This is a genomic window from Pedobacter sp. MC2016-24, assembly GCF_015223055.1.
Lineage (GTDB): Bacteria > Bacteroidota > Bacteroidia > Sphingobacteriales > Sphingobacteriaceae > Pedobacter.
The window spans coordinates 327344-339517 of record NZ_JADFBX010000002.1; the positions used below are offsets into that span (position 1 = coordinate 327344).

A 12174-nucleotide genomic window follows, 5' to 3' on the forward strand; every position below is an offset into this window, starting at 1 on the left:
AAGGAAACGGGGCAAAGTATAGAAACCTGCCCCGTCATCCAAATTAACGCTCTCGGAAATATAAACGCAAAAACATTCCCTTTAGTTTTGTGAATTTGATTTTTTTTTAAAATTAATTTAAAAAGAGGCTTAATGATCCAATGGGAGCGTAAACCAAAAGGTACTGCCTTTACCTTCTTTACTTTCGGCGCCGATCTGACCTTCGTGTTTCTTGATGATTTCTGCACAGATATACAATCCCAGACCCAGGCCAGAATATTGGAGTCCGCGTTCATCAGCACGGTAATAACGATCAAACAGGTGCGGTATCTTTTCCGCCGGAATACCGGGGCCGATGTCGCTGACTGATATCCTGGCAAATTCTTTCAGTTTTTCAATATATACGATAATCTTTGTAGACTCTGGGGCATATTTAATGGCATTGTTAACAAAGTTGACGATGACCTGTTCAATCCGGTCTTTATCGGCATTAATTTCCAGCTCAAGATCGCCAGTAGTCTCAATAGTATAAGCGCCTGCTAAACGTACATGGCTGCAGCAGTTTTCCACCATCTCAGCAATTTTAAAGTTGCCCTTATTGAGGTGTAATTGGCCATGGTTGATCCGGCTTGCATTTAATAAGTCCTCTACAAGAATACTTACTTTATCCAGGCTGCGGTTCGACAGTTCAATCATATTGCTCAACAAGGCAGGTGATGGATTGTCTTTCATACGGTGAATGAGTTGTAAGGAGGCTTTTAAACTGGTTATAGGTGTTTTGAGCTCATGGCTGGCAATGCTGATGAAATCATCTTTTTGACGCATTAATTCTACTGTTGCCTCATCCAGTAATTTCTGCCTGGTAATGTCTAATGAAGTTCCTACAAACCGATTTGCAATTCCTTGCTTATTAAAATAAGCTTTCCCTTTAAACCTGATCCATTTTAATTTATTGTCAGCCGTTGCTGCCGTACGGAACTCCTGATCATATTCACCCCCATTTATCCTTTTTAATGCCCTTTTTAGATCTACATCTACCTTTTGAGCATCATCAGGATGGAGCATGTCAATAAATTGCGTATAATTAATTTGCTGTTCAGGCAGTACGCCAAACAATTGTTTACATCGGTTATCCCAAATCAGCTCTCCTGTTAATGGATTGTAGTCCCAGGTGCCCAATCCCGTAGACTCAATGGCCAGTTTTAATCTTTCTTTACTTTCCTGAAATAACATTTCTACAGCTGCCAGCCCTTCTTCCACTTTGCGCTTATCCGTAATGTCTTCAATAGACAACAAGATCAGGTCGTCCAGTTGCCGGGTATTGAGCCACATTACCCTTCGGCCTATATTTGGGAAAACATGTGTGACTTCATAATCGGCGAGGGATTTTTTTTCTGGAAGGATACCCTCCAGTAAAACTCTGAGCGCGGGTATGTCCCATTGATGGTTGCCAAGTTCATAAAATAATTTACCTTCTGTTTCTTTAGCGCTCACTTTAAATTTAGCGTAAAAGCCGTCTGTAGCCCGTTTTACTTTGAGGTCTTTGTCCAATATAATCAATGGATCGCGAATGGTATTGATGATGGCTTCGGTATAAATCCGGGCATTGTTCAATTGTTCATTTCGATCAACCAGTTCATTGTTGATGATCGTAATTTCTTCATTGGTACTTTGAAGTTCTTCTTTAGAGGTCTCTAATTCTTCATTTAAACTTTGCAGTTCCTCGCTACCAGACAGGAGTTCTTGATTTACACTGATGAGTTCCTCATTAATAGCTTCCTGTTCTTCGGTGATCGCGGTCATATCCGTACGGGATTGCAGGAGTTCATTTTCTAATTGACTGATCCGTAAATCCCTGGGGTCTGGAAGTTTATGATCTCCAGATGCCGTGAAGATTTTTTCCAGTCCCGGAATCATGCCCTTTTTAAATAAAACCAGGTAGTGTGTATCTCCGGCATCGTTTAAAGGACTAACTTCGATGTCTACGTAGTCTTGTTTCTCATTGATTGTAAATACAATACCTTCTTTTTTTGCCGGTCCGTTCGTTTTTTTAACCTGATGCAATAAATTTCGCAGTTCGAAGGTTAGGCCTATGCGAGCCATTTTTAATAAGTTTAAACTGGCCTTTCCTGGTGAAAGAGAAAGCCATTGATCTGTAACACCACGAAACTGGATGATATCGAACTGTTCGTCAACCAATACACCTGCCGGGGTATAATTGCTTAATATCAATTCGTCGGCAATTTTATAAATATCTGCTTTTCCGGTCTTTTTAGGAATGGGCTGGTCGAGGGTTTTGAAGTTTTGTTCGCTGCCAACAGATGTTACCTGCATAAACCTTCCACGTGTGCCATTTCGTCTGAAGATTTTGGTGCTGTTGTTATAGGCTGCAAAAAGGTCGGTATTTTTGCCGATGCTTTCTGATTTTCCGAGCATTAGAAAACCTTGTTCAGTCAGCGAATAATGAAAAGTAGTAAGCGCTCTTTTTTGAAGCACAGGTTCCAGGTAAATGAGTACATTTCTACAACTGATCAGATCTACTCTTGAAAATGGCGGGTCTTTCAGTAAGTTGTGATGTGCAAATACGCACATATCGCGGATGGCTTTGTTTACCTGGAAACTGCCATCTATCCTTGTGAAAAACTGATCCAATCTGGAAATTGAAAGTCCTTCCAGATCTGTTGGTCTGTAAAGACCGGTTCTGGCTTTGGCTATGGCGGTTTCGGAAATGTCGGTCGCAAAAATCTGGATTTTCATAGCAGCCGTTTTATCGCCCAGTTGCTCCTGCAGGCAGATGGCCATAGAATAGGCTTCTTCACCGGTAGCACAGCCGGCAATCCAGATGCGCAAGGGCTCATTGCCATCTTTTTGTTGCATCAATGCTGGTAAAATGTTATCATAAAGCATTTCAAAGCTGGCTGGGTCCCTGAAAAAATGAGTAACTGAAATGAGCATGTCATTATACAGCGCATCCTGCTCCGATTTATTTTCACGCAGATAACCAAGGTAATCTGCCGGACTTTGCTGATCGTTTAGCGCCATACGCCTTACAATTCTCCTTTTTAGGGTGCTGGGCTTGTAATATGTAAAATCCACCCCTCTACGAACCCGAAGTATAGTTAATAGTTGCTTGAAGATTTCTTCATCCTGTTGCGATGCGACTACAGATTTAGATGATTCTATTTTTTTTGCATTAAAAGGATGGTTGATTGTCATTAAGTGCTCGGCAATCTGATCAGGCGGCAGGATGAAATCTACTGATCCGGAGCTGATTGCACTGGAAGGCATGCCATCATATTCTGCAGAGGATGTATCTTGAGCGAAGGTGATTCCCCCATAAGCTTTAATGGTGTCTAAACCTAGGGTGCCATCAGTTAAAGTTCCTGATAATATTATGCCAATGGCATAGCTTTGGTGTACAACAGCAAGTGAAGAGAAAAATAGATCAATGATTTTAACCCGATGGTGTTTTTCATCCAGTGGGACGAGTTTAAGTACACCGTCGGTGGCTGTCACTATTTTATTCACCGGAATAATGTATAGATTATCTGGCTCCAGGTGGATGTTGTCAGTAATTAGATGAACCGGAATTTTGGATATTTTTTTTAGAATTTCGGGTAAACTGCTTTCGTTTGTTGGGCTTAGATGTTGCACAAATACATAGGCCATTCCTGAATGTTCAGGTAATGCCTGTAAAAATTGCTTTATCGCCTTTAATCCGCCAGCTGATGCTCCGATTCCAACAATTGGAAATTGAGCTGGCGAAACACGCTCATCTTCAGTGCCTTTTATTTTATTCATGTAATTTGTTAAAAATATGTGATCGGCAGCAGAAGAAAAATTGACGAACAAGTATGCTACTTATTTAACCGGAAATAAATACCTTTTAAAGGTAGAGCTATTTGAATGGGAATCAAAGTGTTATTTGGTTCAATTTTGGTTTAGTTTTTGTATTGCCTTTTTAATCTAAAATTCAAAATGGATATGTTATGATTAAAGTACTGAAACTTCAGAAAGCGGTATACGTCATTTTACTTGGTGTAATCGGGTTGATTGCTTATCAAATAATGAGCATGAACAAAATACAATCCAGCATATATGTATTGCAACTGTCTGGCCTGCTTTTCTTAATCGGCTCCTTATGGTTGATCTATCCAATCTTATTTGCCAAAAAGATCAATGATGAAGAAGTGCAACTTGATCCGGAGAAACATCCCAAAGTTGCAGATCCAGTTACATCAGCCCAGCCATCAGTGGATCAGTAATCGAGTCCTCACCGGTTTCTACGTGCCCGGCATATTGCCTGGAAAACTGAGAATGGTTTAGAACTACTACTGTGAAATCGTACCAACTACTGCTATTTTTTAGGTTCATTGTAATTTTTGCTTTGCCACCAGGCTTTAATGCGATCTGCTGTTCGGACTGCTTATAAGCATTATCGGTAACCTTCAGCTTAATTTCTCTATCTCCATTGTTTTCCAACAACAGTTCAATATTTCCCGTTAGCTTTTTAGTAACCAGTCCGGCTGCTTCATAACCACAGGCTAGACTTAAATCCGGATCTTCTTTGTCGCCCTTAAATCGGCGGAAAAAACCATTGGCTGCGGCTACAGTTAAATCATATTGATCTTGTTGAAAATTATTTAAAAGCAACTGTTCTTTCAGTTGATCTCCGGTGATTAATGCATAATTCCATGTTTTACCAGCAAGACCTTTGTAGTTCTGATTGGTGTACATGTTGAATGCTGCGCCAGTGGGAACGATCTTTTGTCCGAAGTTTCCCTTTCCAGTGGAAAGTAGCAATTCGATGTGTTTTCCCGATTTGTCGAGTTTACATTCGACATAGAGCTGATAGGGTAATGCGCATGCCGGTTTTGTACCCGATTCCTGTTTAGGCAAATAAGACCGTGTTTTGATCTCTTCTGGTGTCAATGGGGTCGGCTTAACCTGGGGCGGTTTATTTTTCGCATTGTTGATATTGGTAATGACCTGCTCCCGGTTTAGCAAAGCTGGAATGCCTATGGCGTCTTCTTTTGCTGGCCTGAAAACAGAGGTCAGGTCACCACATATGGCTCTCCGCCAGCTACTGATGTTCTTGCTTCTGATCTGTTTTCCGGTTTTTTTACCCAGGAAATGCTCTAAAAACATCAGGCAGGAGGTATGGTCAAATACCTGTGAATTTACATAGCCACCTTTGCTCCAGGGTGAGGCGACCAGCATAGGCACCCGATAGCCTAAGCCTATCGGACTATCTTTTTTATTTTCATAATCTGCAGAAACGTCAATTTTGGTTGAGACCTTTCCTGTATCTGCGGCATTCGGTTTAGGTACTACATAAGGAGGCATGTGGTCAAAATAACCATCATTCTCATCGTAAGTCAGGATGAAAATGGTCTTCTTCCATACCTCCGGATCTTTGGTTAGGATATCTATAGCCTCAGACACGTACCAGGTTCCGTATAATGGAGAGCTGGTATGGTCTGAGAAGCGTTCAGGTGCCACCAGCCAGGATACGGTAGGCAATTTACCCCCATCTACATCCTTACGAAACTGATAAAAAATATCGTTTTTGGGGATGTTCATGGTTTGCGCTGCTCCATTGTCATCTTTGTAGGAAAAGGGTTCCAGTGCCAGGTAATCCTTCGGCGCATTGATATTGGTAGCGAAAGCTTTATCAATCAGGTTTTTCTCCCGTTTGGACAGCTTATTGTATTTTTCGGTTACCTGAGCGGCACTGAGTTTCGTATTGCTGTTCTGGTCGCCATTTTTTCTAAAATATTCTGATAGCTTTACGTTATATCTTTTTACGTATTCAATGGCATTGTCTCCATAATTGCCCAGCCATTGGTCCGTCTCTTCAGGTAAATCTGCAGTCCACACTTCATTTTGATAAATCTTCCAGCTGATGTTGTGGTCTTCCAGAATTTCCGGAAAAGTTTCCCAATCCACATACACGTCTTTTCTGGATTCTGCCTGGGCGTTGTTTACCGCAGCTACGGCTGTTCCATTTTGTTCAGGCCGTATAGTGCCCGACCAGAAAAATAGCCGGTTGGGCGTAGTGCCGGTCAGTGAAGAACAGAAGTGATGATCACAAATGGTAAAAGCATCAGCCATGGCATAATAGAAGGGGATGTCATGCCTGTCGTAATAACCCAGGCACATCGATGTTTTTACAGGAACCCATTTGTCGTACCGACCTTTATTACGTGCAGCGACCTGGTCGTTCCAGGAATGTGGAAGTCCGCCTTGCCAGGTAATTTTTGTTTTATTGATGTCGACATGAAAAGGCGCATAACTTTTGCCGGCATCATCTTTTTGAACCCATACTTTTTCTCCGTCGGGTTTGATAAAAGCCCGGGGATCGTTAAACCCCCTTACCCCTTTCATTTTTCCAAACATATGATCAAAAGAACGGTTTTCCTGCATTAAAAATACCACATGTTCTGCATCGTAAAAGGTTGATCCCGGCTTGGCGCTAATGGCCATGGCTTTTTGAATGGACATGGGAATCACATTTGGCAAACTGGCGGCACCGGTTAGGATGGCTGCTTTCTTTAGAAAATCTCTTCTACTGCTCATGTGGTAATTTGCTTGGTTTGTTTCAAAAGTAATAAGATTGCCGATTGTTTTTTGGTATTTTAGGCTTTTTATTTATTCCTAAAATTCAACAGGTGCAGCAGGGTGTTCATGATCATAAAGGCGATTACATTTTAGCAAATTTTAATATTTCTGCATTGACTATGCTGGATATATTAAAGCGGAGTGCCGGAGATGTGGATACCGGGACCAAAGATTTTTATGAGCTGCAACCGCAGGAAATCTCTATTGATTTTGCGATATTTCCTTTGGTTACGGTGGTGCAAACCAAAGACCGGGTCATTTTGTCTTGCGGCTGTACTGCCGCTAAACATCTGTTGTGCGAACACCAGTCGCGGGTATTATACAACCTGATGAACCGGCGTTCATTGCGCCTATTTTTTGATGCACCTTTAAGAGATCAAATGCTGCGGACCTTTGCAGTAGACTATGGATTAGTACAGGAAAAGGATCTGGACGTCCATTTTGAATTGAAATATGAAAAGAATGACGTTGTTGTTAATCCGCGGATTAAAGAATTGTTCCCGGTAAACCGGCAAACCCGTAATGAAGTGGGGCAGGTGCTGTTAACCAAGCCCAATACTTTATTGCCGATAACAGGTTTATTGAAAAAGGGAAAGAAGACGATCATTGTCTTCAGTCAGCATCGCTTCTACAGTCATTTAACCATTAGTCTCTTTCAGGGAGAAGAAAGTAAAGATGGCAAGATCAAAAACCCCTTAAATCTTGTTGATCCTTCGGATCTGATCTGGAAGGCCGAGAATGCTGCTGAGCTTAAATTTTTAAGTGGGGTTTTAAAGTTTCAGAACAATTACAATGCAGAGGCTTCAGATTCTGATCTGGAGGCTTTAAAAGCTTTGGCCAAAAATCCATTGGGCCTGGATGTTTATATGCATGACATTAAGATTTCACCGAGCATCAGTGCCAGTTCGATCAAGAAGGTAAAACTTAAAGTTTTAGGTATAGACCTGGTTTTATCCGTTCATGAGAAAGGTGATTTCTACGAGGTGTCTGGCCGAATGCTATTGGAAGGTGAGGATTATGCTTTAGAAAATTTACAAATCAAGCACCATTATTTTATTCAGCTGGAAGATCGGTTACATCTGATTGACAACCCAGATTTTCTGAAGGTATTGGATTTCTTTAAAAAGCATCATGATAAAATGCTGATTCACAAATCTAAGTTTGATGAGTTCTATGAAACGATCCTATCCAACCTGGAAGAAAAGGTGAAGATTAACTATGCCTATTTAAAACCCGCGACCAAAACGCAAAAGGAAGAACAGGGCTTTGACCTGGAAAATGAATGCCTGATCTATCTATCGGAGTCGGAAGATTTTGTGCTGCTGACACCTGTAATGCGTTATAGCAATACCGAAATCCCGATCCTTTCTAAAAAACAAATTCGGGGGAGGGATAAATATGGTACTACTTTTATGCTGCGGCGCGATGAAGAAGAAGAGCTTCAGTTTACAGCAAATATAGCCAAGCAGCATCCTTTCTTCCAGGAACAAATTGATGAGGGCATGGTGGTTGACTGTTTTTACATGCACCGAAAACATTTTTTGGAGATCGAATGGTTTTTAAATGCTTTTGAGGCCTGGCGCAGTAAAGGAATTACCATTATGGGCTTCAATAAGTTGAACAATAATAACTTAAGCCCGTATAAACCCAATATCACGATTAAGGTGATCAGTGGAATCGACTGGTTTGAGACTGCGGTAAAAGTGGAATATAATGGGGAGGCTATTTCTTTAAAGCACCTGCATAAATCCATTCGGAATAAAAGTAAGTTTATCAAGCTGGATGATGGGACTATGGGTATTTTGCCGGATGAGTGGGTGGAAAAGTTTACGGCTTACTTTAATGCGGGGGAAGTGGTGGATGATACCTTACATACTTATAAGATCAATTACAATATGATCGCCGAGCTGTATGATGAACAACTGTTTGATGAATCGGTAAAAGACCAGCTGGCGATTTACCGGGCCAAGCTTTCCGGGCCTGACAGCATTTTGCCTGTTCAGGTGCCCGAGGGGCTGAACGCAGAACTACGCGGTTATCAGCAGGACGGTTTAAACTGGCTTAACTTTTTAGATGGCTTTAACTTTGGTGCCTGCCTTGCCGATGACATGGGCTTGGGTAAAACCATTCAGATCATTGCTTTTATTTTGAGCCAGCGTACCAAAGAACATCAAAATACGAACCTGGTTGTAGTACCGGCCTCTTTAATTTTTAACTGGCAGGCCGAGGTGGCCAAATTTGCGCCTTCTTTAAAAATCCATACGGTTTACGGTGCTGATCGTTTAAAGGATATTCAGCAGTTTGATCAGTATGAAATTATCCTCACTTCTTACGGAACTTTACTGGCAGACATACGTTTCTTAAAATCATACCATTTCAATTATGTTTTTTTGGATGAATCGCAAACCATCAAAAATCCGGATTCTCAACGATATAAGGCTGTCCGATTGCTGCAATCACGAAATAAAGTCGTACTTACAGGTACGCCAATAGAAAACAATACCTACGATTTATATGGGCAGTTGTCTTTCGCTTGTCCGGGTTTACTTGGCTCCAAACAACAGTTTAAAGAGCTGTATTCTGTACCCATTGACCAGTTTAAAGACCAAAAGAGGGCAAAGGAGCTTCAAAAACGAATCAGCCCTTTTGTTTTAAGGCGCACCAAGGAACAGGTAGCTAAAGAACTCCCCGATAAAACCGAAATGGTAATTTATTGTGAAATGGGCACGGAACAACGTGAGGTTTACGAGGCTGCAGTACAGGATATTAAAGATTACATTGAGGGGGTTGCTGAAGACGAACTGGCTAAAAGCAGTATGCACATTTTGCAGGGAATGACCAGGTTGCGCCAGATTTGTAATTCGGCTGCTTTATTGAAAGATGATAAGTTTTATGGCAATGCTTCCTCCAAAATGGAGGTTTTGCTGGAGCAGATTGACAGCAAATCGCCTCATCATAAGATCCTGGTGTTTTCGCAATTTGTAGGAATGCTGGATTTGATCCGGGCGCAGCTACGGGAGCGTGGTATTGCACACGAGTATCTCACCGGGCAGACAAGGAATCGGCAGCAGGTAGTCAATTCTTTCCAGGATAATCCTGAAATCCGTGTATTTCTAATCAGTTTGAAAGCGGGTGGGGTTGGCTTGAATTTAACCCGTGCAGATTATGTTTACCTGGTTGATCCCTGGTGGAACCCGGCGGTAGAGAACCAGGCTATTGACAGAACCTATCGGATTGGGCAGGACAAAAATGTAGTTGCTGTTCGGTTGATTTGTCCGGATACGATTGAAGAGAAGATTATGAAATTGCAGACTACGAAAAGGGAGCTGGTTGATGATCTGATCAAAACGGAAGTTTCTATTTATAAAACGCTTTCAAAAAAGGATTTATTGGGCTTGTTCTAAATAAAATGCACCTGTGCGTACTGTGGGCGGTATTGTGATTTTCCGGATATGGGCAGACGATTTGAAAACAGATTTGGTAATGTCTTAAAATAGATGGAAATTACTTATACCAAATACGTTTAGATATGAAAAAAGTAACAGGCCTTGGCGGCGTATTTTTTAAATGCGATGATGCGAAAGGTATGAACGAATGGTATGCCAAAAACCTTGGATTGGCGACCAGCGAATATGGCGCAACGTTTGAATGGCTGGAGGCCGATGATCCATCGAAAAAAGGAACGACGGCCTGGTGTACCTTTCCAAAGGACACCAAATATTTCGATCCCTCTACTAAGCCTTTTATGATCAATTACCGGGTGGAAAATATTGTTTTGCTGGTAGACGAACTAAAAAAGGACAGCGTAACCATTATTGATGAGATTGTGGAATACGACTATGGTAAATTTGTACATATACTGGATCCGGAAGGGAATGTGATTGAGCTTTGGGAACCCAAAGATGATTAGGTTATCAATAGTTGCGGGCATAAGTATGTCTTATACCCGCCATTGACTATTCTTCAATAATATAACTGTGTTTTTGTGTAAATGTACGGTTATACATGTCTGTTGCACTTACGGTTAGGGTATGTTTTCCTGCCGGTAGATTACTGGTTAAAGTAGCCTTCCATAAATGTGTGCTTTTTGCCGGGTTTGAAGGGCGCCTGGCTTTTTTTGTTTTATCGGTAATGCTTTTCCAGGTAGCTACCTCGGCCAGATAAAAAGGATCAAATTCTGTGGTGTGCTCCAGGTTTTTCCATGCTGAGTCATCTATCCTGTATTTAACCTGATCATTTTTACCCCCTGTGTAAAAATTCACGTAAACATAGGCCAGGCTATCGCTATTCTTTTTGAGCTTTTCAGGTGCGGTAATTCTCATTTGCTCTGCAACATCTTTACCCGCAACTTTATAATCAATTACATACTGGTTCCCTTTAAAATGAATAAATCCATATCCTTTAGGTGTTCCATCCCGCATGGTAGAGACAGGTATCCCATTCTTGTCGCTAAGGCCAGAGTAGAAATCGCCGGAGGCTGTGCCGATGTTGAAATGATGATGCGGTTTGTCCTGTAACCACTCTGTACCTTTTACATAAAAGTCTTGTCGTTGCATGTGTGTATGTGCTGATATGGTCAGCGTATTTGGAAAGTCCCTGAGCATTTCAAATAAACTTTTTCTGGTTGCAGTGCTGAATAGAAATTCCGGTTCGCTCAATGGGATGTGCATGGTCATGACCACCAGGTAATCTTTTGGAACATATTTCAGATCGTTCTCTACAAATTTTAATTGATCCGCTCTTAAGCCACCGTAATAACCATGGCCATCACGGGGATCTGGAAATAAAACATCATCCAATACAATAAAGTGTACTTTGCCATAATTAAATGCGTAAGTAGTTGGGCCAAAGTGGGCTTCGAAGGACTCGTCTGAGAGGGAATCGGTAGTTGCATCGGCGTTATAATCGTGATTGCCCATCATGTTATACCAGGGGATGCCAACACGCTTAACGGCTGCGGTATAGGCAGGGAAAAGATCGAGTTTATCACCAACCTCATCACCCATGCTTAAGCCGAATGATACGTTTTTAATACCTTCAACTTCGCTTATTACATCTTTGATGAAGTAATCAACTTGTTCCATAGTGTAAACTTGTGGATCCCCAAAAATAAGGGCAGTATAGTTGTCTTTTTCAGCAGCAGGCTGCAGTGCGAAATCAATAGATTTGGGCAGGGGACCGGTTGGCGCTACCCCTTTGTATTTGAGTACTGGTGAGCCTTTCGGTTTATGAATGTAAAAATATTGGGGTAGATTGTCAGCATTGAGTGGTACCTGATAACCTGTAGGTTTGATGACACTGATGATGTTGTCATTGCCAATGGGTAGCTGGTAAAAGCCTTTGCTGTCTGTACGGGCCACTTCCTGGCCGTTGGTTACCGATACATAGGCAATGCCTTTTTCGGTTTTGTCTTTTTTGCCATTTTTATTGGCATCAGCAAAAACGTAACCGGAAACTGTGGATTGGGCGTGTAAGTATGTGGAGGCCATTAAGGTGAGGGCCAGTAAACTGAATTTTTTCATCTGCAGGTGTTGGTTGTGAAAAACCCACCATGAAAGACTTCATGATGGGTTA

The 12174-nt window shown here is 41.6% G+C and carries 6 protein-coding genes; 3 read left to right on the forward strand and 3 right to left on the reverse strand.

The window, feature by feature from the left end; all coding sequences use genetic code 11:
• Positions 1–129 precede the first annotated feature (129 nt).
• Positions 130–3780, reverse strand: coding sequence for a CheR family methyltransferase (locus tag IM797_RS07060; protein WP_194126407.1), 3651 nt, complete (start codon positions 3778–3780; stop codon positions 130–132).
• A gap of 188 nt (positions 3781–3968) precedes the next feature.
• On the opposite strand from IM797_RS07060, the gene IM797_RS07065 reads away from it, so the two are divergent.
• Positions 3969–4244, forward strand: a complete 276-nt coding sequence (locus tag IM797_RS07065; RefSeq protein ID WP_194126408.1) for an isoleucyl-tRNA synthetase — start codon at positions 3969–3971, stop codon at positions 4242–4244.
• On the opposite strand, the gene IM797_RS07070 is transcribed toward IM797_RS07065, so the two are convergent.
• Positions 4213–6558 (reverse strand): phosphocholine-specific phospholipase C, encoded by a 2346-nt coding sequence (locus tag IM797_RS07070; RefSeq protein ID WP_194126409.1) that lies wholly within the window; start codon positions 6556–6558, stop codon positions 4213–4215. The genes IM797_RS07065 and IM797_RS07070 overlap by 32 nt on opposite strands.
• 44 nt (positions 6559–6602) lie before the next feature.
• Between IM797_RS07070 and IM797_RS07075 the strand changes: the two genes are divergently transcribed.
• Together IM797_RS07075 and IM797_RS07080 are read left to right on the forward strand one after the other, a co-directional pair.
• Complete coding sequence (locus IM797_RS07075) at positions 6603–10004, forward strand: DEAD/DEAH box helicase (RefSeq protein WP_228098746.1); 3402 nt, start codon at positions 6603–6605, stop codon at positions 10002–10004.
• Between the two features lie 125 nt (positions 10005–10129).
• The gene (locus IM797_RS07080; RefSeq protein WP_194126410.1) at positions 10130–10510 is read left to right on the forward strand and encodes a VOC family protein; all 381 of its coding nucleotides are present in this window, start codon (positions 10130–10132) and stop codon (positions 10508–10510) included.
• Between the two features lie 46 nt (positions 10511–10556).
• Here IM797_RS07080 and IM797_RS07085 read toward each other — a convergent pair whose 3' ends face one another.
• The gene (locus tag IM797_RS07085; protein ID WP_194126411.1) at positions 10557–12122 is read right to left on the reverse strand and encodes a calcineurin-like phosphoesterase family protein; all 1566 of its coding nucleotides are present in this window, start codon (positions 12120–12122) and stop codon (positions 10557–10559) included.
• Between the last annotated feature and the right edge of the window lie 52 nt (positions 12123–12174).